The organism is Pedobacter sp. KACC 23697 (genome assembly GCF_045348445.1).
Classification (GTDB): Bacteria; Bacteroidota; Bacteroidia; order Sphingobacteriales; family Sphingobacteriaceae; genus Pedobacter.
Window position 1 is genome coordinate 410,407 of the sequence record NZ_CP157485.1, and the last position, 22,732, is coordinate 433,138.

Consider the following 22,732-nt stretch of genomic DNA (forward strand, 5'->3'; position numbering starts at 1 on the left):
GCAAGATTTTGCTTGAAGGTAGTAGACGTTGTGCTCAGAAAATACGATAAACTAATGCTGCGGATTTGTTACTGATGTTGGAGAAAAATATTTCCTTCTGTCATTCATCCAGTCTTTCATTTTTGGGAAAATAAAGAGGACCGCAAAGGCCATTACCGACATCACAAATTGCAATATCAGGTTTATTTTGGTAACCGGGACGGCATCTGCATCTGCAAACACAACCCATAAACGATAGATACTTCTTAAAATGATGAATACTAAAAGGTATTTACTCCATTCAAACCGCCGTTTAATAAGGATAAAGAGAATATAACGCATCATCAGGATAAAGATAAGTACCACAAATTCCTGCGTACTCTCATAATCATAGAAAAACAAGTTTACTATCCCGATTAAAAATGTAATTAAAATAAGTTTGGAGGATAAGGAATACTTATTCTTCATTAATTTGAAATTTACCAACTTAAATAGGTTTGAGGCGACTTATGATGCAAATGTCCTGATAATTTTTTAATTGAAGTAATTTTGAAGGTTAAAGAAATCTTTATTTATTGATATTTGTCAATAAGTGGCAATTAACTATGAAAAATGAGGGTTGCTGTTTAGCCATCTGCATCATGCCTTTATGCTGAATATGCTATTAAGCTTTCATTACACGATCTTTAACCTTCATTGCAGGGTTACCCTGATAAATGCTATAAGGCATTAAGTTTTTAGTCGCTACGCTTCCCATAGTTAAAACAGCATGACTATGTAAAGTTACACCAGGGCCAACTGTGGCGTTGGCACCAATCCAGGCGCCGTCTTCGAGCACAATAGGGCCGGTTATTAAGTCAAAACCAGTATTGATATAATTGTGATTTCCGGTGATGAGAACTGCCTTTTGTGAAATGCAGCAGTTTTTACCGATCTTTATTTCATCCAGGTTGTCTATGTAACAATCTGCCAGCCAGCTGTAATCGTCAATTTCGAGTTTCCAGGGGTATTTAATATGAATACCTGGTTTTATGCGTACCTCTTTACCAACCTTTGCTCCAAATAATCGCAGCAATGCAACCAGTATGGAACTAACCGGCATTATTCCACTTTTAAATAAAAAAACGTTGGTAAAATACCAAAGCAATTGCTTCAGTTTGCTGGCCCCAATTTTAAAATCGCCCGTGTCAAAGTTTTTATGAAGTTGTGTTTTTAACAAAATAGTCTTTTAGTATTGCCACTTATGGCTGAACTGTTTTTGATTTATTGTTTCTTTTAATCCAAAAATAAAGCATGGTAAACACACATATATACACAATAATATTAAAAACTTCGTGGTGATAGGTGAAATTGTTCCGCTGTGATTTAAAAACGGCCATTAAAATGCCCAACCCTGCAATGCGTAGTATATTGAGTATATAAATGGTTAAAATACCGATAAACAACATTTTAAGCGTCGATTTCCATGAAGCTGGGAATGCGAGTACAAATGCAGCTAAAAAACTCATTACACCCAGACCCAGACAAGAATAGTTGATTCTGAGGTATGGTCCGGCAACCACCATTACATCCATCTCATTATAAATGGCATAAAAGCCAAATGCTTTAATCATCCATACTGCCGGTACAATTAATGCTGTTTTTAAGCCCTGGATATAGTTAAAATGATCGGCAATATAGGCATTGTAGAATTTTGAACCAGGTGTTATTACACTGTGCATAAACAAATTGCCCTGGCTAAACAGTATGTACAATATAAAAAGTACAACCAAAAACCTGATGGCTTTTTTATTCGCTTCTTTTTTAGCTTGTTCTGGGTTCATATTTTGTCGGCATTTATAAATATAATTTCTGCTTTTTTATTCCCTTGATTTTTCTATCTACCATTTTCCTGAACCAGAAACCCTGCAGATAATGGAACTTAATTCCGGTGCGACCTTCAAATATACCGAGTTTAAAAAACATCCGGTAGCCAAAGTAAAGATAAGGGCGAAATCCTAATGGAAGTTTCCACCATAATTGTTTTAACCAGGCCCGCTTTTCATCAGGGCTGCCCAATAAATTTGGCTTTAAACTTTGCGTACGCAGTTTCAATATCCTTTCTATCTCCTCCTGTGCTACCAGATCGCTATAACGTTCATGTTTGGCTTTCCAGAATGAAATGTCGTTTTCTTTTAGGTTTTCTTCCAAAATCCAGCCTTTTTTCCAGATTTCGGTTTTGCCCGGAACGATAAACCTGTGGTCCATGTTCTCGTTCAGGTCAGAGAAACCAACTCCTGTTCTGAACATTTTCAGAAGATAAAAAGGATAATAGGTGCCAAACCTGATCCATTTTCCCTGGAAAATGTTTTTCCGGTTAAAATAAATACCGTTAACATCACGATGTTCATCTTCATTGAAATTAGCGAGCATTTCAAAAAGCTCAGGGGTTACCATCTGATCCGCGTCCAGGCCAATGGTCCAGGGGGTTTTTACTTTAAAGTTTTTTAAGGCGAAATCCCATTGTTTCGGGTGATTTATAAATGGATGCTGTCTTATTTCAGCACCATAACTATCTGCAATTTTCAAAGTTTCATCAGTACTTCCGCTATCCAGAATAAATATTTTTGCCTGTAGTGCTTTAATGGATGCTAATAATCTGGGCAGGTGGATTTGCTCATTAAAAGTTAAAATAATAAAGCTAAAATTCGGATTCATTTTAGGTTAAGGGCCATTGTGTAGCCAGAATTTTTTTATAGTATTCTATATATTGTTTGGCCAAGGTATCATCGTTAAAATCAGTATTCACTAAAAAAGGCGCAGTGGATCTGATTTCTTTTCGTTTTTTAATATCCTGATATGCCGAAAGGATTCCGCTTTTAATATCTTCAGTATTTAGTCCGGTTATCCAGCCCAGGTTTTTATCTGCAACATAATCAGCCAAACCGACAAATTTACTGATTATTACAGGTGTACCTACACTTAAACTTTCTACCACCACATTGGCAAAATTTTCATTATAAGAGGTGAGGGCTGTTAAATCATGCCTGGCCAATAAATTAAATTTATCCTCATTTGTTACCTGTCCAATCCAGGAAATTTGTTGATGAATTCTTAATTTTTCTGCTTTTAGCTTAAGGTTCTGCACATACTCTACTTTTCCTGTACCTGCAATAGTTAATTTCCAGGGGATATTTACTATTGCCAAAGCTTCAAAAAGTAGTTCAAGCCCTTTTTTCTCTTCAATACGGGAGAGGAAGAGCAGACGAAGTGTATCGCTATTGGATGTATGAGTACTGGAAACTGGAAATTGAAAACTGACCAGATTAGGAATAACAGTAATGCTTTTTGGTGTAATTATTTTAAGGATATCTTTCTTTTCCTGTTCGCTGGTGGCGTGGATATGGCAGTATTTTAATAATTGTTTTCCAAGGAGTATATGAATGATTGTTTTGGACAATGAATTACGGTTGCCGAGCGTGTATGAAGTAAGCATGCCTCGGGGAGAAAGTATCACAGGAACGCCATACCATTTTGCAACGAGGCAGCTCAGTACCGAAACTAAATTCCACCAGGCATGGATGTGTATTATGAGTTTAGCGTTTGGCGTCTGGCGTTTGTATACTTTATTATTACTGTCATCCTGAGGGTAACGAAGAATCTTTTTCCTTAGTTCTGATAGCAACCCAGGTGAGAAATGGCTGTGATCTTTTGTCTGGCGCTTAAAATAGGTAACGCTTACGCCATCGATCAAAACAGGAATGCCAATTTTTACATCTAGCTCCTTTGTCCCATTGGCTGTAGTTGTAAATACCTGTACATCATTAACGCCTAATCCCTCACCGCTCAGCGCTAACCCGACTAAAGCCTCACACAATTTCCCCACGCTCTGTATCGGCCCACCGTAAATATAGGCTGGCTTATAAGAAGCTGTGATGTGAATTACTTTCAATTTCTATAATACTTTAATCTGCTAACCATCTACCCCTAAACCCTTTCAATAGGCTAATCAAATACCGGCTTTAATACTTTTATTGTCCTCAGCAAGGCAAACAAAAACCACATAATTACATAGCCCCAAAAAATGTTGTTGAACATAAATTCGAAGTTGTTACCCCGCCAAAGCCCCTGAAAAATACTATTGAACATGATAACGCAGCCCAATTCGTAACCACCAAATATTTCCTCGGCTTTATCTGATAAATGTTGTACCAACATGCCATAAAGCAACATTAAAAAGAAGACACCAGGTATACCAAAGCTTAAATAGGCATCTACCACAGGTCGTGTTTTTGCGGAAACCATCGATAATGGATTAGCTACACCAGCATCGTAAACCCGTTGCATCGAAATCGTTTCCATATTGGGTTTTCCGGTCCACACAACTCTTGGAATTAGCCCCTCTAAAGAGTTTTCTACTATCTCCCAGCCGTAATATGAATGATGACTAGGTACATAGTCAACAAACTGGGTGAACATTTCTATTTCGCTCAGCCTTCTTGTTAAAAAACTCCAATTCGTTTCTTCGATTTGTTCCTTGTTTTTTGAATCCAGATTTTCAAATGCCTGATTCTGTGCCTCCTCTGCACTTACCTCACCGCTCCAGCTTTGCCGGACGGTATTGTTGTAGGTAGGTAAAAAATAAAGAAGTATATAAACCAATGGGATAGCTAAATAAAGAATGAGCTTTTTGTAGTATGGAAAAAATACGCAGGTGATCACGATCACATTGATGATAATCGGTTCTTTATATCCTGATAAGGAGGCATGCAAAAAGTTAACGATAAAAATGCTGGCACCAATGCCAAGGTATTTAACGTTCTTGGTAATAACCCCTTTAACAAATAATACTGCAGCACATGATATACCGACTATTGTGAGCGGGATGGCAATTTGATTAAGACTAGGGAACCGTTGGGTTAATGAGCCAATACCAAATACAATGATTCCGAGCCAGATGAGAAAATCATCACTATCAAAAGTTTTTGTGCTTTTAATTTTAATGCTGTTTTTTTGAACCAACAGCATACCGGTAACCAATGCGGCATGGGCCAATAGGCTCATGCGTTGGCAGCTGGCAATCAACATGGTTTGCTCATTTTCTTTAAACTGGGAACCGTAGTTAATCTCGGTTAAATACCGGTATCCTAAGTGATCCATAAAGTAAAATACAGAAGTAACGCACATAAAACCGGCAAAAATGAGTTGCAGCAGAAATATGGGTCGCATGATTTGTTTATGGATAGGCAGATCGGTTTTAATAATGGCTGCAGGAGATAATATGGTGGTATAAAAAATAAAAAGCGAACCAAACCAGGCCACAAAATATGATATAATCGGGCTATTGATCAATACATAAGAAATCAAAACCGGCAAGTATAACGTTAATATCAGTTTTGTAGGATTGTTATTTTGCATGTTTATTTTGAATGGCCTCAATAATCTGGTTCACTTGTTTTTCGAAAGACCAATCTTTGATGATTTTTTGTGAAGCCAGTCCCATTTGGGCTAATTTATTTTTATTTTCAGTGAATACTTTAAGTTTTTGTTTCAGATCAGTTAAATCTCCTGATTTAAATATTTCTCCGTTAATTCCAGGACTAACCAGATCAGTCGCGCAGCCAACTTTATCCGATACCAGGATTGCTTTTCCGGCTGCCATGGCTTCGTTAACCGCCAATCCCCAGGTTTCTCCGGGGCCTTGTGAAGGCAGACAGAATAAATCACAGGCTTGATACACAACAGGCATTTGGCTTTGATTCTGAAAATCTATAAAGTGGATCCTACTTTTGACACTTTCCTTCAAACGTTCAGCCCTCAACTCTGAACTAAATTTACTGTCATCCTGAACATATCCGAACGGAACTTTCTCGGTTAAGCCCTCACCGCTGAACCTTAACCCCTTAACTTTTATTTTTAGCCGCTCTTCCAACATCCCATTTCCAACAAAAAGCAAATGTGAATTTTTTAAATCAAGATCTATAAAAGCATCCAATAAAAGTTCTGGATTTTTTTTTGGCTCCAACTTGCCCGCAAAAAGTATTAAAATTTCATCAATTTTAATACCCAGTTGTGTTCTAAGCACTTCAGCCTCTAAGATATTTCCATTCGCAAATCTATCATTATCTACGGCATGCGGTGCAAAAATCAATTGATCGTCTTTCAGGCCAAAACGCTTAAAATAGGCTTTGTTAGCTGTGCCAACATAAAATGCCTTATCTATATGCTTATAAACCCACTTAAGAAAATATTTTCTTAATAAACGCCTGAAGTTTTGATGTTGGTCAAGTAAAGTAGAATCGCCTCTAAAATAAACCGGAGTTTTACCTTTGAAAAAATGTAAAACTTTTAAGTGGCTTTTCCATGCCCAGCCATAAATTAAAATAGCGTCTGGTTTAAAATCATTTATCTCTTTAATCAACGTAGGATTAAAGATGGCGCTGAAACGATGTGTGCCAGGATCCTTAGCGGTGTTTTCTAAAAACAAATAATCATAGCCGTTTAGCAGCGGTATGTCCCATTCAATTTGCTTTACAAAGCCCTGATCATATTTGGCAACCGATTGATTGCCCCAAGTATAAAATACCTTTAGCTGTATTTTTTCAGCGAGGAGTTTAAATACCGGCGCATAATATTGTATAGGGTGCGTGGTAATGATAGCTAGTTTATTCACAATCTAGTTTGTTTATAAAGATTGATAACCTGCTCGAAAACTGCTGTTTGTTTTGCTGTCAGATAAGAAGCATTAAAAGGCTTGAAGGCCTCCCAATTTATTAATGGCTGCTTTGAACTAAAAACATCTTCAATGTAAGACCTGAAAGTTTGATAGACAGCCGCTGATCCTTGAGTGATATCAATTACCTGACCAGCCTGACACTTTGAAAGAATTTTATAGGCACTGCTTTCTTGATGGAAGATACTCAGAAGGGGTTTATTTGCTAATATATATGGATAGAGTTTAGATGCGGTGTAAGAAGCCTGCTCAGATCCGATAATTATTAAGCCGTGTGCATTTTGAAGGTATTTAATGCTTTCATAAAAACCGATTCTATCAGTATGTTCTTGGATATAATCAGCTAAACCCATCTGGGCGGCTAAAGGCGCAACAGTTTTAATTCCTTTCCCTTTTGGTGCATAGCTTGTGCCAATAAAATGCATCTTTAACTGGTTGAATAATATCGGTTCATTTTTTAGTCCTTGCGCGAAGGCATTAAAAAGAAGATTTAAACTCAAACTCATGTCATTGCCCCCTCTGCCTACATATACCAAGTGTTTAAGCTCATCATCTTGGTTGTATATCATGGGCGAATCATATTCTGCTGATTTGGCAATATCAAAATCTGGCTCAAAGGCACCGAACGTAATGATTGATGTTGGTTTTTCCTTCAATATCGGATACCTTTCGTGTATGGTATCAATATAGGCTTTAGAAACGCTGATTAGCCCGTCTGCATCTTTTAATGCTTTTGGCTCCAGGTATTTGTTGAGCCGATAAGAAAACCAATATTTTTTGGGGCGCTCCTTTTTTGGTTTGAACTGATAATATTCGGAATGCCAGGGATCTTGCATATCGATGATGTAAGGGATATTAAATCTGCGTTTCCAATATGGGCCCAAGATACAAACAGGGAACTGAGTAGTAGAAAAATAAATCAGATCAAAATTTTTGTCTTTTAATAATTGATTACCCTTTCTCCGGATATACCATAAAGATCTTAAGGCAATACTACCCAAACCAAATTTACTAGTCCACTTTTTAGGTAAAGCTTTTACTTTATGTATAGCTATTTCATTCGGTATAGCCTTTAACAGCAAAGTATCCTTAACCATGTCTACATAGGTTTCATGTACCATTATTACCTCTGCTTCCCAGCCAAGGGCCTTAAAATAAGGCAGGCTCATTCTAACGCGTTGCATGTCTGCCGCATTAACAGGGGGGAAGTAGGGAGAAATAATTAAAAGTCGTTTATTTGCCAATAGTACCTACAATCTTTTTAAGGAATTTTTTCTCTTCGTGCTCCCAGTTTAAATCATCATGGGCATATTTCGAAGCGTTGGCCTGATGTTCTTCCAATAATTCTGGATTTGATAAATAATTTTGAATGATACTGGTTAAATGGTTAACCTCTGCTTTGTTATATATGAAGCCCATTTTTGGGTAGCTTTCTAAGAGCCATTTTTGCGCAGACGTATCAGATGCAATGATAGCTAGACCTGATTGTATATAGGTGAATATTTTGTTGGTTAAGCAAATGTCTCGATTTAAGGGTATCCCTGTTTCAGTAGCCAAACCAATATCAAATTGAGAAGCAAATTTTATGATTTCGTTTGACGGAATAGGAGAATAGTAATAGATATTTTCAGGACGAAAACAACTTTGTTCTGATAGTTTTCTGAAATACTCCTTGATTGATGGCATGCTAAAACCAAGTAAGTGCAATTCAACATTCTCTTGATAAGCTAAGGAACTTATTACTTCTTCTAAACCTCTTTTTTTTCCAATATTTTGAGAGAACCAGAATAGTTTCAGATTTTTTTTCTTCTTTTTTAAGCGTTTACTTTCAGATGGAAAAACATTCAAAATCGTTTCTGGATGAATTGCAGGATATAATTTTTTATAAGTTTCACTGATCAAGGGACTAGCAGTAGTTAGATAATCTACCTTTGGCAGATATTTGTCCTCGATATGTTTTTTGAGTTTAAAATCTTTTGAATGGTTATTATTAGTAACTTCTTGCCTATGGAAATCTTCCGCATCAAAACCACATTTAGCATGGTTGGTTTTGGCAGCCAATATAGCTGCTGGTAATGCGCCTAGATTATGAGCTATATATAAATCTGCTTTAAAACCCTTAACCTTACGCATAAGATTTAGACTGCCTCTTGCAATGCATTGTTCAGGTAGGCCAAAATGATAGCCAAATTTAGATGCAGATACTTGAGCAAGTTTGTGTCTTATTCTACTTAGCCAGTATATCCATTTGGCGCTTTTTGGATCGCCCCCAACTCGGATTGACTTCCATTTTTTTTCCGATAGTAATTGCTTATCTAAATCAGTCCCCCAATTGTTCCAATATAAATAGACAACTGTAACATCGTACCCCGCTTCAAACAAACTATCTGCTTCTTTCACTAAACGCGGATTAAGTGACGGTTGACCAGAGGTAACAAGTACTATTTTTTGCATTAGGCCCACCTAGTTGAAGACCTTAAGTAAAAATCCTTTTGTAAAAAAAGAAAATCCGATTGAAATAATGCTTTATCATAAGGTCTTCTCATCAACGAGCAAATGTCGTAGATCAAGAAATTATTTTTTTCCATAAATGCAATCACTTCGGCAGCCAAAGGTGCACCATTATAGATATGCAGAAATGAAACTTCCAATAGAACAGCATTCGCTGATTGAAGCGTTTTTGTAGCGCCTTTAAGTATCTCCAGTTCAAAACCTTGGGTATCTATCTTGATAAAATCTGGCTTGCAAAAAACAGTAGTTGATAAAATATCATCGAGTAATTGCAGTTCCATTTCTTCGATCGACGCTCCCGTTTCGTTATCTTCCTTATAAACCGAACTGGCCGTATCATAAATATTGAATTCAACTGTTTTATTTTCGGCCCCTAACAACGCAATTTTGACTTCAGAATCCGGAAGCAGTTTTTTCTTTTGCAGTAATATCTCTTGTTTTTGCGGTTGACCTTCAATCATCATGATTTTAGACTTGGGGAATGTTTGATTGAAATCTATTGCCCAATTTCCTTCATAAGCACCGATATCGAGTACATAATTAGGATAAAAGCCCAATTTTTTTAGTGACTCCAAACTTTTCCGTTGTGAGGGCACGCCTAAATCATCTTTTAGCTTCTGAATAAATTTGTTAGGTATAAATCTGGATACGAGTTTTTTGAACATCTTATAGATTTAGATATTGTCTGGCAATAATTGAGATATCGAATTTTTTAAAAGCAATTGCCCTGCAGGCAGTTCGATCAATAGATGTAATTTTTTGTAAGGACTGAATCATGGCTTTTTTATTTTTAACAATAAGACCATTTTTGCCATCTGTAATTACTTCAGGTACCGAACCTCTTTTAAAGCCAATTACGGGTGTTCCGCAGGCCATGGCTTCGATCATTACCATACCAAAGGGCTCATCCCACTCAATTGGAAATAGCAATGCCTTCGCTTTCCCCAGGTAATGATTTTTTTGCTCATCATTTAAAGCGCCTAAATAGATAATCTGCTCACCATCAAATTGAGGTTCTAATATTTCTTTATAATATCGATAATTGTCTGCTGTATCAGGAATATTTCCGCCAATCCAGAGTTGATTGTTAGTCGTTTTTGCTACTTCTATAGCCGTATGTAGTCCTTTAATTTTATCTAATCTGCCTAAAAACATAAGTGGGGCATTGGCTTCAACATTTTCCCGGAGCTGATATTTGGAGAAATCTATGGCATTGTAAACTGTCTCCCATCTTCCGGCCACATTGCCGGTACCCACACAATAATCACTACAAGCTGTAAATATCAAATGCTGATTGGCCATAGCAGTTATCTTTTTAATTCCCGCTTGTGCAACAGGTCTACCATAGGTCATTATTTTTTTAACAGAACTATTTAATATTGGAATAAGATAGGCTAATCGGCCGAAATTATGAATAAGGTCAAATTGTTTACGTTTTTGATATAAAAACTTCCAAACAAAGAGCAATTCCTTTGTCTTTTGCCATTTTGATCTTTGTAGATGATTTACACCAAAAGTGTATACCTTCCCAGAGATGACTGAATCTGGTCCGGCCAATAAGGTTACTTCATGTCCTAAATTAGTATACTCCTCTGCAAATATGTACACCAATCTTTCATGGCCACCATAATCAGGTGGAGGCACTGCAATTCCTGGATCCATGATCAGCAGAATTTTCATCAATATACTTCGTTAATGATGGTTAACATTCGCTCTGCACTTTTCTCTAAAGTGAGATGATTTAAAATATAGTTTCTTGGCCTAAATAAGCCATGCTCGATTTTGGTGTAAAAACTTGTAAAACCAAGTTTAAATTCTCCAAAATCCTTAAATGTATCACCGCAGGTTGAGTTGAAATAAGGAACTGAACTGGCTGCAACAGGTTCGGTTTCGCCCCAAGCCAAGAGGTTTTTATCTAACCAAAGGCCTTGGTTCCATGCAAAAATCGGCACATCCATAGCCATTGCTTCCTGACAGGCAAGCCCCTGGCTTTCATGCTCGCATAAGAAGATCATGGCTTTACTATGAGCTAATAACGCTTTATATGCCTTGATATGGTAATCTCCGTAGGTAATGAGTTGATAGGAGATGGCATTTTGACCAAGAAAATCTATAATCGGATTAAGGAGTTCTTTTTTATGCTGTTCCTGATGCCATAAGAACTTTACATAAATAAGAACATGAGTTCTTTCGGCTGCCTTATGGGGTTGCCAGTAATTGGTATCAATTCCAACCGGCCAAATTTTACAGGTATTTTCGCCATACCATTTACTATAAATATTGGCAGTCCATGCAGAATGTTGCAGATAAACTGCTATTGGATAATCTTTAAACAAGGTTGGCCAATCATTTGGATGCGTCATTAAACCTATTCCAGCTATAATTTTGTTCTTTCTATTGTAGCCTTTCAATACATTTTTACCTATCCCCAATACAATGATTTTATCTTCTTCCCTGATTTTATTAAAGGGTAAGTTTTTAATGTATGATATTTCTTTTACTTTAAGGGATTTGCAAAGGTTTATAAAAACACGCTCTAAACTGCTAATATTTTTTTTTCTGAAAAAATGAACCAGTAACCGCAAATAACGATCCCCCCAAAACCATCGGTCTTTTAAATTTGGTTTTTTAAAGTATATGATGAGTCTGCCCGCCAATTTGAAATACTTTATTTTTTAAATTTTAGTAATTGTTTTTATTTAAAAGTACACTGAAAAGTTAAATTCGAACTCCAGGTGAAGAATTGAGTTATTTAAAATACGCAATTATTTTAGCTATTGAATTGGGTATGGATAAAGTATGCAAAGCTTTTAGTTGGCCGTTTATTCTCATCATTTCCCTCTTTTTGGCATCTTTTTCGAGTTCTGTAATCTTTTCGTAAAGTTCTGCAGGATTTGAAAATACATCAATATCTTTCCCGATCTCATAAATTTGATCTAAGCCTGGCGCCAATTCGGTTAAATAACACGCACCGTACATAAGGGCCTCGATATCTCTCAATCGCGAGTATGTATTTGGCCTGTTGATTGGATAATCAAAGCTTGGATACCGGTTTATACCAAGGGTAATCAAGCTTTCACGAGTTATTTTAATATAGTTGTTAAAATCTGGTTTTGCTTTTAATCTGCGTTTCAGTTCGTTCGATAATACAGGATGAACTCTGCTATCCTTTAATTTATTTAAATAAGTTTTAATTCCAAATCTGGAAATAAAATCAATTTGATTTTTCGCCTTTTTCCAGATGAAATTACGCAATTCCTGATTGTTGTCATTTTGTTCCAACCACCCTGTACCACAAATATTGAGCTCAAGATTTGGATATTCCTTTACCAGCTTTTCGAAAAATAAATGCCTTTGGATATCCTTTGAGCCTATAAATGAAATTTCATTTTTTTCTATTGCAGGTTGAGCACGATATTGATAATCGACCCACATAGGCATCGGAAGATTGATATACGGATATTTGGCATTTTGATAAAGTGTGGTTGCCATATATTCGGGAACCCAATTTAAATCAAATATTGCATATTCTTTGGGCGCGCGTTTAAACATTCTAATGTTATCACAAAAGAAGTTAACGCACGGAATACCCATTTTTTTTATTTCGGAAATTGCCAGTACATCTATCTGCTGGGGATATAAATAGCTTAAAAATAAGTCTGGCTTATTTTTTTTTATATACTTTACAGTTTTTTCCCACGAAAAACTCTTCCATTCTTCCAGCTGATCTTTTGACTGGGGTATTAAACCTCTCGCCCAATCCACTTCTTCACATTCTATCCAATTACATTTAGCCTCGTTAATCCCATTTTTAATATAGTATTCCCAAAAGCTATAAGCTGCGATCGGATATTGATGAGGCGACTGCAGAAAAGCTAAAAATATGGTCATCTATTACTCCTGAATAAATTCGTATTTATTTGCACCGGCTATGATACCTTCTATACCCATTCTTTCAACTAATTCTACTTTGTATCCATCTTTTTTTAAGATTCTTGCCCCGGCAAACTCAATTGAAATATTTAATTTAGGATTAAAATCTGGTTTTAAAATAGCTGAAATTTTGCTGAAAAAACTTCTTATACCTACAATCCGATGCGGATAAGTAAATAGTTCATTTAATACCTTCAATAAAAATGCTTTGTAAATTATCTTATTCTTCACAAAATAAGCTCTTGTTGATATGGAACCAATTTTATGATGGTAATTGTAGGTCTTTATTTTAAAATCGTGTGATAAATTAAAGGCTGTTGAGAAACCGGTTACAGGGTAATATCTTCCGCTAATCTTAAAAATCGATTCGTCATCAGGTATTTCTTCTAAAACGGCTAACAGCATTAGCAGTTCATTTATACCCTTGTTTTTAAACTGGTATTGCCTAAAAGATATAATTTGTAAATGATCTGAGATACTACATCTTATTTTAGCATAATCATAAGTACTGATGGAATTATCAATTAAAATAATTTTTTTAAAACCAAATTTTCTGAGTTCAGTTAAGCTTTTAATCGTTTGCATTTCCCTGTCTGCTACTGAGACACTACTTTTAGGCAGGCCGTCTTTCTGAATCGGGTGAATGCAGGATGTTACGATTGCGATCATTTTTGATTAATTATGTATTGTATTAGTCTTGCGGTTTTCCAGCCCATTACAACAGATATTTTTCTGGTTATTGGTCCTCCACTTATTGGCGCGTATTTGTATTTTCCTAGTTTGTTAATTTCTTTAATGATTTTTTTTGTCAAATTTATATATCTTGGATAACATGCAACTGCAAGTGAAATAAGCTGTCGGGCAATGGCTCGCTTTGCATACTCATCCATAGAGTATTTAAAAAGTTCATTTCTTTTTAAGAGAATAGATGTGAAGTTCCTATTAAATGCGTCATAACTTCGTGATGAACTCAAGTTGTTATTTCCGCTAAATTTTCTGTAATAATTAAACACGTCATCCACTTTTACTATTCCTGTTGAATTCAATATTATTCTGGTAAAAAATTCGCCATCGTCATCTAAGCTTAGTTCCTCGTTCCATAGTCCTGATTTTCTGATCAGCGGCATAGGGATTAGCCATGCATTAGGTTGGATCATCGATCCTTTTCCATCAAATCCTCCCCAGAGTTTGATTAGAAACTTAACTGGTTCATCACTTGTTTTCAGAAAATCCTCTTCGTAAGGAGAAGGTGAAAATGAAGTATGTAGCTTTTGATCTTCGAAATGAATGGTGCTGCATAAGGCTAAAGCATCGGTTAAGTGGTATATGGCTAACACCTGTTTTTCAATTTTATCGGCAGAAAGAATGTCATCTGCATCCAAAAACTGTATAAATTCGCCTTTTGCTTCTGATAGTCCTTTGTTTCTAGTGGCGGCAGCACCTTTGTTGGCTTGCTGAAAAACCTTTAGCACCTGGTTATCAAATGACTTTATGATTTTGAGCGTCTCATCTGTCGATCCATCATCAATTACAATAATTTCTTTATTTGTCCAGGTTTGGTTAATTGCTGATTGTATAGTTTCTGCGATATGGTTTGCTGCATTATAAGCAGGGATAATTATTGAAACCAATGGTTTTTTCATCTTCTGAACCTGGGTTTTAATAACCTAATCATTTTTTCTCTGATCCAAAAAGCGGCGAATGGACTAAATTTGCTAACTACATTAAACAGAATGTTCCCATTTACAGTTACAGAACTTATGCCTAATTTTTTTGCAAACATTAACGAGGCTTTAGTTTTTTCCCAATTATTTATTGAGGCCAGATTAGTCGCGATTTCTATAAATTTTTTTGCTATATCTTTATAATAGGCAGGAGCAGCGGTACCAGCTGTTTTTTCCATTACATAAAACTGGGCCTGAAAACATTTGTCTTTGTTGCTTTGCGACATGGAATTATTAATCCTGTAATTGATAATGCTTATTTCATCTTCGCATGAAAAGCGAAGTTGGTGAAGCGCAAGCGAGATATGCAGGGCGCAGTCTTCATTGTATAAAACTTTGGGATCTAGATCATAACCTCCGGCATTCAGAAATGCAGTTTTATGATAAAGACCGCAAAAAGGGTTAATCTGTTCTGTGATGGCATATTTAATTGGATCGGTTTCGAGCATGTGTTTATCGAATTTTCTTAAACTGATAAATTTATTGGTGTCGTAATCCCGATACTCATAATTAAAAAGAACCACTTCTGGACATTCCTCTTTATTCATCCATTGGTGAGCGAGTGTGGTAAAGTTTGGAAGCAATTCATCATCTGCGTCATGAAAATGGATCCATTCAGATTTTACCAATTCGGCAAGTTTGTTTTTACCAAAAGAACAACCCCGGTTCACATCGCCGTCAATAACAACTGCACCATATGCTAAAGCCACGGCCCGGGTATTATCCGAACTACAATCATTGTATACCAAAATTTCATCAAACTTTATATGTTGATTTTGGGCCGATATTAACAATCTTGGTAAACACCAGGCAGCATTATAAGCAGGTATGCAAAGTGCTAGAGATTTCATTGATGCAAATAGCTGTACACTACATTTTTCATCCGTTACTTTGGCGCATGATTTTATTTTTCAATCTTTTGCCGATATATTTTAAAAGCTTACCTAATGGTTGTTGATTTAGAACAATATCGATGGTGTATTTTTTATCTGATGGCAGATATAATGCTTGATTAAATACATTGGGCGCAATTTTTTCAAATTTTTGGATCGCCTGAACCAGTAAATTAATGTTGTCTTTAACAATATCTATATGCATCAGGTTTTTAACAGTTTTCAATGCTTCGCTGGTCATCTTTTCGTATGCAACCTGATTCATATCATTAACAGCAGCTATACACGATGCAAGCGCTAAATGATCATTGGAAGCATATTTAAAACCATTTACTCCATTTTCAATAAGTGATGAAACACCTGCGCCTTCCGAACAGATTACTGGCGTGCCAACACTCATGTATTCCAGACAAGTGAAATTATACATGTCCCAAGTTGATGGAATAATGGCAAATTTCGCTTTTTTTTGAATGTCTGCTAACTGATGATGGGAAACTTGACCCTGGGGAACTATTATACGGTTCCATACTTCAGGGAATTTTTCGAGAAGTTGATCTGATAGGGATAAGCTTTCGGTAAACATGGTGTCGCGCCCATACCAGTTGATCAATAATGGTTTAGGTAATACTTTCACCGCCTTGCATAGCATATCCGGACCTTTCCATTTCTGGATACGGCTGCATACAATTGCAAAATTTTCCTTTTGAATAAATTTGGCCGGAGTAGAATCTGCTTTAAATAATGGTGAGATGAGATTAATCTGTTTATGAGGAAAAATATCTTGCCAGAATGTAAAGTTAGATTGACTATGAGTAACCAGTGCATCTGATTTTTGAAGTAAGGAAAATTCTGTTTGCCGGCATTGGTCTCCAAACAAAATTTCCTGAAGTTCACGTTCATATAGATCAATCTGCCCAGAACTTCCATGCAAACGGGTTACAACAGGAATATTGTGGTAAACTAGCCAGGGAATAAAGCCAAGTCCAAAATCGGTACATTCTACCAAATCAAAACCTGCACCGGCGTTAACCTGCTCCCACATGGCCCATGCGGAGGCAATTGCTTTTTTATAGTGCGGTATAAAATCAAATTTTTTAAACTGATCCAGATATTTCTGGAAAAGTTCGGGTTTAAGGTATTCGACTTCTATATCATGATGCAGAAAGCTATCTAAGGACTGGGTATATGCACTGCCTACCACGACTTTAATTTTTGCAACATGAGACCTCATAAAATCGATATGTTGCAGATAATATGTCGAAATCCCTCCACCGGAATGAGGATAGTATTCAGGTAGAATGAAAAGGATGTTTAAACGGTTTATTTCCTGATCCACATGCTATTAAAATTTCTGCCGAATTTATCGTCAGTTAAAGTCAGGTCATCTTCTTCAGCTTTATATTCTTCTGGCAAATCAGATTTCAACTTGCCAAAAAAACAATAGGTTTTAAAATAAGCCAGCGAAAGGTCCTTTGCCGACTCTTCAAGATTTTTTAAAGATATGCCATTATTGGCAGAATAGGGTAGCCCTTCTACGTGGATATCGGTAATGCTCCACATTTCTGCTGGAGTAAGATGGGTTTTAATTATATTTAAGCGTATCAGTTCTTGATTTACCTCTGCGATATAGGTTTCCGGTTTAATACTTCCCTTTAATATACGCTTAATTTTTCCTGTAATCCTTTGTTTAAGCGTTCTGTTTTGAAAATTAACCCTTATAGCCTGATTAAGGCGTGCTGTTCTATTCTGGTAAGTTTCCGAATTGATTGCCTCCGCAAGGGGATCATGCAGGCTTATAAAAACGCCGTTTGCATTTAATGTATTTTCTATGTTAGAAATGAATTGCGGAATATTTGGAATATGATGCAGAACGGAAGAAGTGATAATGAGATCGAATTTTTCTTTCACGTCTTCAATGTATCCACAGCCTGAATTTACAGGAATATTCCATTTTAGTGAACGCTGCTTGGCCTTCTGAAGCATAACATGGGAGGGATCTAACAGAAATATAGATGCTATTTTTCTGCCAACCAAAGAATTTATTAAAAGCTGTGCAGCCAGACCTGTTCCACAACCGAGATCCAAAACTTTTATTTTTTGTATATTCTGTTTGTCGAACCAGTCAAAAAGATGGTCAATCATGCGTTCCATCTGTTCGGGAAGGTTAATCCACATTTCAGCATGGATCTTATCATAATATTTTGCTTCAATATTATGGAAGGTAAGGTTAACCTTTTCATGAAAATCCCTTATCGAATCCACATTAGACTTTTGCTCGAAAAGCGGGATTAAGGATTTGAAAACATCATTGGTCATTTTAGGTGTAAATAGGCTTTAATGTCCATTTTAACGGACTCAGTTATTTTCTATTAATAATTTTAGCCTGTTATGTATTATCATCGGATTAAAATCCTTTTCTGCAAAATACTGGCATTGTTTAATACATGCTAATCTAAAATCCGGATTTTTAAGTTTATTTATGACTCCTACCAGATCCGTTTTTGTTTCATTGTTAACATAGCTTAACCAGGAATTTTTAATGGCCCATTTACTGATTGCAGCTGATTCGGGTGCGATGATCAATATTGGCTTACCTAGGTGGCAGAATTCAACAAATCTGCTTGGGAAACTGTATCTTGATCTGATTTCCTCATTTGTATCTGAAGAATAAAAAACAATAATTACATCTGTTTCTTCTACCAGGAATTTGAACAGGTCATAAAGCTTTTCAAATCTTGGATATATAGAAATTTTGATTTTATGTTGTAAGGAATCTTTGTATTCCTGATTAAAAGAACCGATCAGCGTAAGGTTTGTATCTGTTTCTTCAACTGCATCATTAATTTTTTCGACTGTTTTTTCAAAAAAATAGGGTAATAACATACCTGAAATAGCAAAAGTGAATTTTTCGGGTTTTATTCTTTTGCCATGGGCAACAAAGGCACCATCAGGTATGGGATAAATGACAGATACATTTTTCCCGCCATGAAGAGAAATCACCTCTTTCATTGGTTCTGAAACCACAAAAAAATGCCTGCAATTTTCAATTATGCTGTTGATTTGTTTTCTAGTGAGGATGTTTTCTTTAAAGTACCGGTTAAAAATATTATCATCATGGAAAAATAAATAAAAGGGGATATCAGCTTGTTTAGCCAGAAAACAGATTAAGTAACTTACATAATCTTCTAATAAACCGATTAAAATATCACCTTTGGTAAAGTTAAAAGTTTGGATTAAAGATTTTGCCTGAAAACGTGTTCTTACCCTGGTTAACAAAGGAGTAACTTTTCTTAAAGGCGGGTGCCAGAATTTTTTTTTGAGATTAATTTGTCTGAAGTTGGAATTTCCATGATCAACCGGACTGCAATTGATAAAGGTAACCTCATAACCTTCCTGTTCAAATCTTTTCAAGTGCCGGTATAACACAATACTTCCTCCAGCAGCATTACTTGATGGACAAAGAGAACTTGAAATAAAAAAAATCCTTTTTTCCAAAGTTATGAAATTTCATCTACTGTACCCCAAGTTCTTTTGATGTGCTTTGCTTTCAGAAAAAGAGAAGTTAGGGCTGCAATGGTCGCGCTTTCGGTATACTGAATTTCTACAGCTTTTTGTTGATATTTAGTTGATTCTTCGTAAAGGTTTTTCATTTGGGCAAAAATTTCGTCTGGATTTAAGGGATCAAAATACCGTGCTGCTTCACCCAGTTGCTCAATATGCCCGTCTAATCGGCTACAAATTACTTTGCATCCCAAATAGTAAGCCTCAACCAACGGCATGTTGGTTGGACCTAAAAAAGTTGGCATTACCAGTGAAACAGCATTTTTATATAGCCATTTCAGTTGTTGTAGGTTTACCACGCCTAGTTGAATAATATTGTTTTCGAGACCTAAGTCTTGAATGACATGATTGATGTAATCGATATTATTTTGGTTTGCCCCTGTAAATACGAGTTTTACCTCTGGAAAGTAAGATGTAAATTTTTGAAAAGCAAGCAGCAGATTATAATGATTTTTATGAGGCCAATACTTGGCCGGATAAATGAAGAATTCGTCGTTTGCTAGCAAATCTACCTGCTCGGGGGCAATTTGAACATTTACAATCGGGCCAGGAATCATGGGTATTACGTGGATTCTGTCGGGATTAACAGGGCAGTAACGGATCAGTTCTTTTTTTCCCGCTTCTGATTCTGCACAAATAATGAGTGCTTTATTGATGTCGCGATTTAAGTTTTCCATTCTGCTTTCAAGCTTTCCGTGCATACTTACTTCAGGGAAGGCAAACATAGAAATATGCCCAAGATCCCAAAGAGTTGATATATGTGGAAAATTGTCAATCTCGATTCCTGGGTTGATATAGTAGATGACTTCAATTCCGGCCCGCTTTAATTTATTGATTAATTTATTATTATAGTTTTTTTTGATTTTATGGCTTAATTTCATCCCGTAAAATGGTAACCGGATACATACGGAGTTGAGTAATTTTAGCCATTTGGTACTGTGGATGGGAGTAAGTGACAATGCATTTGACCCTAATGAAGAAATTTGATCAATGTTGTATCCAATATGAACAATTTCTGTATCTGGAAAAGAATTGTTACTTAAAATTTCATGTAATGCCTGCGTATAAGCAAATGCACCACCGTTTGCATAACTCCCGCCCTTGTAGTGCCAAACACCTATTTTAAACAATTTTTTCATGAATGCAGGTTATGATTGTTTTGAGCTCATCCACCGTTAAACCTAAACCACTAGGCAGATAAAAGCCATTTCTAGCTAATTTTTCAGCTACAGGGTAACGTTCGCCGCCAAATAATTTCATTTTTTTAAATACAGGTTGTTCATGCATACACCAGAAAAATGGTCTTGTACCGATTTTATATCTTGTTAAATGATCAATCAAATCCTGTTTTTTATTTTCAGTTGGTGCCACTATTCCAAAAACCCAATAAATATTTTCTGCATATGATGTGCTGGGAATAGGTAATTGGTATTCTTTACTTTCTAAATAAGCAAGGGCCTTTTGATAGTTTGAACCCATATTCCGTTTTATGCTGATAAATTTTTCTAGTTGTTCCAGTTGCGCTAAGCCAAGTGCTGCCTGCATATTGGTCATCCGGTAATTCCAACCTAATTCATGATGGACGAATCTTGGCCCATCAGGTTCAAAGCAAAGGTTACGCAATTTTTTGCATCTGGCGGCCAACTGATCGTCATCTGTTAGCAACATACCACCTTCTCCTGTTGTAATATGTTTATTAGGGTAAAAACTAAAAATACTGATGTCTCCGAATGATCCGCATTTTTTTCCATTATAGGTTTGTCCGTGCATTTCTGCAGCATCTTCTATAACTTTCAGGTTGTATGCTTTTGCAAGTTGAAGAACGGGTTCCATATCTACAGGTAAACCATAAATATGTACTACAAGTATTGCTTTTGTTTTGGCCGTAATTTTTGCTTCTATCTGAGTTACGTCCATATTCCAGGTTTGCTGATCTGAATCTACTAAAACAGGAATGGCACCAACAGCGGTTACAGACTGCGCCGGAGAAATTATGGTAAAGGTTGGCATAATTACTTCATCGCCGGCACCAATGTGCAAGGCCTTTACAGCAATATCTAATGCTGCAGAGCCATTGCTTACAGCAATTCCATGCTTACGGTTATGGTAAGTGCTAAAATTTTCTTCAAATGCGGCAACAAATGGTCCTTCGCTGCTTATCCAGCCCGTATTTATACATTCTGAAAGGTATTTTAGCTCATTCCCTTTTAGTAAGGGCGTATTTACCTGGATCGGGTTCATGAATTCATTTTTTTAAGCACGTATGCCACTCCCCATGTCGAATTTGAAGGGGTGTTTTTGGTTAAGAATTCTTCGCTTTTTAAAATTTTAAACCCTGTGGCGTAAGCCAGCAGGTCAATTTCATTTTTGCAGAAGTGTCGCATTGGGTGGGTCTCTTGAATAGATATTTGGCCCTTATCTGTTAAGGAAGTGACTAGAATGTCATAGTTTACTTCAACTATATTTTCTTCAGAAAAAATAGATGGTGTCGCTTTTCTGATAATCTGAATCTGATCGTTGCTTAATTTTTTAGTCCGTTCTTCTGGTATCTGGAATACAACTGCCGGCGTATGCCAAACATCGAAAATAAACAATCCGCCTTCACAAAGTGACTCATGAACACGTTGAAAAGTTTTGACCAAACTTGTATTATCGGTTAAATAACTGATGACGTGAAATAACGATAGTGCAATTTCAAACTGCTGATCGACCTTAAAATCAGAAATGTTAGCTTTTTTGAACTTCAGCCTCTCATTTTTATTCTGCCTTGCAATATTGAGCATATCTTCACTAAGCTCAAGTCCCAATACAGAGAATCCCTCTTTTGCAAAGATTAATGCATGTTTTCCTGTGCCAGATCCCAGTTCAATGATATTTTTGGCATTAGGGAAATACTCCCGAATTAGTTCAATTAGGTAAGCCGCTTCTGCAGGATAATCCTTATCGCAATACAACAGGTTATAATACTGACTGTAAAGTTTGAAGTTTTCGTTCATGATTTGATATTGTCAGGAATATGATCGAAACGTACTTTGTCTTCTTCCCCACAGTAAGGACCTTGCTTGATTTCAATAAGTTCTGATGATGTTAACATTTCAAAACCATGTCCACCGGCGGCCAGCAAAATTACATCTCCGGTTTCAACGGTCCTGCTTTCAAGATAAACCTGATTATCATTATAAAAATCTACCCGTACTTTGCCGGATTTCACATATAGTACTTCTTGAGTAAGGGTTACTTTCCGTTCTACTAATTTATGGACATGGGGAGAGATAACATATCCTTTAGGTCGGTTCATGTATCCCAATTGTTGCGAATAATCTTGTGGGGTAAAGAAAACTATCCCTTCCTTATGGAAATTTGAACGGATGATCAGTGCGAGTAGCAATCCTTCTACGGTGGTAACGCTTTCTATCATA

At 36.4% G+C, this 22,732-nt stretch carries 23 protein-coding genes; all 23 read right to left on the reverse strand.

What is annotated here, in order from left to right; genetic code table 11:
- Positions 1 to 51 precede the first annotated feature (51 nt).
- The 23 genes from ABEG20_RS01495 to ABEG20_RS01605 all read right to left on the reverse strand — a co-directional run bounded on the left by ABEG20_RS01495 (position 52) and on the right by ABEG20_RS01605 (position 22,731).
- Complete coding sequence (locus tag ABEG20_RS01495; protein ID WP_406825654.1) at positions 52 to 447, reverse strand: hypothetical protein; 396 nt, start codon at positions 445 to 447, stop codon at positions 52 to 54.
- 196 nt (positions 448 to 643) lie between these two features.
- Complete coding sequence (locus tag ABEG20_RS01500) at positions 644 to 1,198, reverse strand: WcaF family extracellular polysaccharide biosynthesis acetyltransferase (protein WP_406825655.1); 555 nt, start codon at positions 1,196 to 1,198, stop codon at positions 644 to 646.
- Between the two features lie 22 nt (positions 1,199 to 1,220).
- Entirely contained in the window at positions 1,221 to 1,802 is a 582-nt protein-coding gene (gene xrtY / locus ABEG20_RS01505) for an exosortase Y (protein ID WP_406825656.1), read from the reverse strand.
- A 13-nt stretch (positions 1,803 to 1,815) separates the two neighbouring features.
- Entirely contained in the window at positions 1,816 to 2,676 is an 861-nt protein-coding gene (locus tag ABEG20_RS01510; RefSeq protein WP_406825657.1) for a glycosyltransferase family 2 protein, read from the reverse strand.
- A gap of 1 nt (position 2,677) precedes the next feature.
- The gene (locus ABEG20_RS01515) at positions 2,678 to 3,910 is read right to left on the reverse strand and encodes an XrtY-associated glycosyltransferase XYAG1 (protein ID WP_406825658.1); all 1,233 of its coding nucleotides are present in this window, start codon (positions 3,908 to 3,910) and stop codon (positions 2,678 to 2,680) included.
- Positions 3,911 to 3,963: 53 nt separating this feature from the next.
- On the reverse strand, positions 3,964 to 5,376 hold the full coding sequence (locus tag ABEG20_RS01520; RefSeq protein WP_406825659.1) for an exosortase Y-associated Wzy-like protein: 1,413 nt from the start codon (positions 5,374 to 5,376) through the stop codon (positions 3,964 to 3,966).
- A complete protein-coding gene (locus ABEG20_RS01525; RefSeq protein ID WP_406825660.1) occupies positions 5,366 to 6,631 on the reverse strand; it encodes a glycosyltransferase family 4 protein in 1,266 nt (421 codons plus the stop codon). Before ABEG20_RS01525 ends, ABEG20_RS01520 begins: the two co-directional genes overlap by 11 nt.
- Positions 6,628 to 7,935 (reverse strand): glycosyltransferase, encoded by a 1,308-nt coding sequence (locus ABEG20_RS01530; RefSeq protein WP_406825661.1) that lies wholly within the window; start codon positions 7,933 to 7,935, stop codon positions 6,628 to 6,630. The genes ABEG20_RS01525 and ABEG20_RS01530 overlap by 4 nt, the downstream gene beginning before the upstream one ends.
- On the reverse strand, positions 7,925 to 9,145 hold the full coding sequence (locus tag ABEG20_RS01535; protein WP_406825662.1) for a hypothetical protein: 1,221 nt from the start codon (positions 9,143 to 9,145) through the stop codon (positions 7,925 to 7,927). Before ABEG20_RS01535 ends, ABEG20_RS01530 begins: the two co-directional genes overlap by 11 nt.
- Positions 9,145 to 9,867 (reverse strand): FkbM family methyltransferase, encoded by a 723-nt coding sequence (locus tag ABEG20_RS01540; RefSeq protein WP_406825663.1) that lies wholly within the window; start codon positions 9,865 to 9,867, stop codon positions 9,145 to 9,147. Before ABEG20_RS01540 ends, ABEG20_RS01535 begins: the two co-directional genes overlap by 1 nt.
- Before the next feature lies 1 nt (position 9,868).
- Positions 9,869 to 10,864, reverse strand: a complete 996-nt coding sequence (locus tag ABEG20_RS01545) for a glycosyltransferase (protein ID WP_406825664.1) — start codon at positions 10,862 to 10,864, stop codon at positions 9,869 to 9,871.
- Between the two features lie 17 nt (positions 10,865 to 10,881).
- Positions 10,882 to 11,859, reverse strand: a complete 978-nt coding sequence (locus ABEG20_RS01550) for a glycosyltransferase (RefSeq protein ID WP_406825665.1) — start codon at positions 11,857 to 11,859, stop codon at positions 10,882 to 10,884.
- 91 nt (positions 11,860 to 11,950) lie between these two features.
- A complete protein-coding gene (locus ABEG20_RS01555; protein WP_406825666.1) occupies positions 11,951 to 13,093 on the reverse strand; it encodes a glycosyltransferase in 1,143 nt (380 codons plus the stop codon).
- 3 nt (positions 13,094 to 13,096) lie between these two features.
- The gene (locus ABEG20_RS01560; RefSeq protein ID WP_406825667.1) at positions 13,097 to 13,804 is read right to left on the reverse strand and encodes a hypothetical protein; all 708 of its coding nucleotides are present in this window, start codon (positions 13,802 to 13,804) and stop codon (positions 13,097 to 13,099) included.
- Positions 13,801 to 14,778, reverse strand: coding sequence for a glycosyltransferase family 2 protein (locus ABEG20_RS01565; protein ID WP_406825668.1), 978 nt, complete (start codon positions 14,776 to 14,778; stop codon positions 13,801 to 13,803). The genes ABEG20_RS01560 and ABEG20_RS01565 overlap by 4 nt, the downstream gene beginning before the upstream one ends.
- Positions 14,775 to 15,710 (reverse strand): glycosyltransferase family 2 protein, encoded by a 936-nt coding sequence (locus ABEG20_RS01570; RefSeq protein WP_406825669.1) that lies wholly within the window; start codon positions 15,708 to 15,710, stop codon positions 14,775 to 14,777. The genes ABEG20_RS01565 and ABEG20_RS01570 overlap by 4 nt, the downstream gene beginning before the upstream one ends.
- 28 nt (positions 15,711 to 15,738) lie before the next feature.
- The gene (locus ABEG20_RS01575; RefSeq protein ID WP_406825670.1) at positions 15,739 to 16,983 is read right to left on the reverse strand and encodes a glycosyltransferase family 4 protein; all 1,245 of its coding nucleotides are present in this window, start codon (positions 16,981 to 16,983) and stop codon (positions 15,739 to 15,741) included.
- Positions 16,984 to 17,072: 89 nt separating this feature from the next.
- Positions 17,073 to 18,068 carry a class I SAM-dependent methyltransferase gene (locus tag ABEG20_RS01580; RefSeq protein WP_406825671.1) on the reverse strand — a complete coding sequence of 332 codons (996 nt, stop codon included), beginning with the start codon at positions 18,066 to 18,068 and terminating at the stop codon, positions 17,073 to 17,075.
- Positions 18,069 to 18,107: 39 nt separating this feature from the next.
- On the reverse strand, positions 18,108 to 19,178 hold the full coding sequence (locus ABEG20_RS01585; RefSeq protein WP_406827379.1) for a hypothetical protein: 1,071 nt from the start codon (positions 19,176 to 19,178) through the stop codon (positions 18,108 to 18,110).
- A gap of 71 nt (positions 19,179 to 19,249) precedes the next feature.
- The gene (locus tag ABEG20_RS01590) at positions 19,250 to 20,452 is read right to left on the reverse strand and encodes a glycosyltransferase (RefSeq protein WP_406825672.1); all 1,203 of its coding nucleotides are present in this window, start codon (positions 20,450 to 20,452) and stop codon (positions 19,250 to 19,252) included.
- Positions 20,436 to 21,554 carry a DegT/DnrJ/EryC1/StrS family aminotransferase gene (locus ABEG20_RS01595; RefSeq protein ID WP_406825673.1) on the reverse strand — a complete coding sequence of 373 codons (1,119 nt, stop codon included), beginning with the start codon at positions 21,552 to 21,554 and terminating at the stop codon, positions 20,436 to 20,438. The genes ABEG20_RS01590 and ABEG20_RS01595 overlap by 17 nt, the downstream gene beginning before the upstream one ends.
- Positions 21,551 to 22,309, reverse strand: a complete 759-nt coding sequence (locus ABEG20_RS01600; RefSeq protein WP_406825674.1) for a class I SAM-dependent DNA methyltransferase — start codon at positions 22,307 to 22,309, stop codon at positions 21,551 to 21,553. The genes ABEG20_RS01595 and ABEG20_RS01600 overlap by 4 nt, the downstream gene beginning before the upstream one ends.
- Entirely contained in the window at positions 22,306 to 22,731 is a 426-nt protein-coding gene (locus ABEG20_RS01605) for a cupin domain-containing protein (RefSeq protein ID WP_406825675.1), read from the reverse strand. The genes ABEG20_RS01600 and ABEG20_RS01605 overlap by 4 nt, the downstream gene beginning before the upstream one ends.
- Position 22,732: the final 1 nt, after the last annotated feature.

Bases quoted from the DNA above. Each gene is read 5' to 3' on its own strand.
- ABEG20_RS01495 (WP_406825654.1), bottom strand. From the start codon at position 447: ATGAAGAATAAGTATTCCTTATCCTCCAAACTTATTTTAATTACATTT.
- xrtY (WP_406825656.1), bottom strand. From the start codon at position 1,802: ATGAACCCAGAACAAGCTAAAAAAGAAGCGAATAAAAAAGCCATCAGG.
- ABEG20_RS01510 (WP_406825657.1), bottom strand. From the start codon at position 2,676: ATGAATCCGAATTTTAGCTTTATTATTTTAACTTTTAATGAGCAAATC.
- ABEG20_RS01520 (WP_406825659.1), bottom strand. From the start codon at position 5,376: ATGCAAAATAACAATCCTACAAAACTGATATTAACGTTATACTTGCCG.
- ABEG20_RS01535 (WP_406825662.1), bottom strand. From the start codon at position 9,145: ATGCAAAAAATAGTACTTGTTACCTCTGGTCAACCGTCACTTAATCCG.
- ABEG20_RS01540 (WP_406825663.1), bottom strand. From the start codon at position 9,867: ATGTTCAAAAAACTCGTATCCAGATTTATACCTAACAAATTTATTCAG.
- ABEG20_RS01545 (WP_406825664.1), bottom strand. From the start codon at position 10,864: ATGGATCCAGGAATTGCAGTGCCTCCACCTGATTATGGTGGCCATGAA.
- ABEG20_RS01555 (WP_406825666.1), bottom strand. From the start codon at position 13,093: ATGACCATATTTTTAGCTTTTCTGCAGTCGCCTCATCAATATCCGATC.
- ABEG20_RS01560 (WP_406825667.1), bottom strand. From the start codon at position 13,804: ATGATCGCAATCGTAACATCCTGCATTCACCCGATTCAGAAAGACGGC.
- ABEG20_RS01565 (WP_406825668.1), bottom strand. From the start codon at position 14,778: ATGAAAAAACCATTGGTTTCAATAATTATCCCTGCTTATAATGCAGCA.
- ABEG20_RS01570 (WP_406825669.1), bottom strand. From the start codon at position 15,710: ATGAAATCTCTAGCACTTTGCATACCTGCTTATAATGCTGCCTGGTGT.
- ABEG20_RS01575 (WP_406825670.1), bottom strand. From the start codon at position 16,983: ATGAGGTCTCATGTTGCAAAAATTAAAGTCGTGGTAGGCAGTGCATAT.
- ABEG20_RS01580 (WP_406825671.1), bottom strand. From the start codon at position 18,068: ATGACCAATGATGTTTTCAAATCCTTAATCCCGCTTTTCGAGCAAAAG.
- ABEG20_RS01590 (WP_406825672.1), bottom strand. From the start codon at position 20,452: ATGAAAAAATTGTTTAAAATAGGTGTTTGGCACTACAAGGGCGGGAGT.
- ABEG20_RS01595 (WP_406825673.1), bottom strand. From the start codon at position 21,554: ATGAACCCGATCCAGGTAAATACGCCCTTACTAAAAGGGAATGAGCTA.
- ABEG20_RS01600 (WP_406825674.1), bottom strand. From the start codon at position 22,309: ATGAACGAAAACTTCAAACTTTACAGTCAGTATTATAACCTGTTGTAT.
- ABEG20_RS01605 (WP_406825675.1), bottom strand. From the start codon at position 22,731: ATGATAGAAAGCGTTACCACCGTAGAAGGATTGCTACTCGCACTGATC.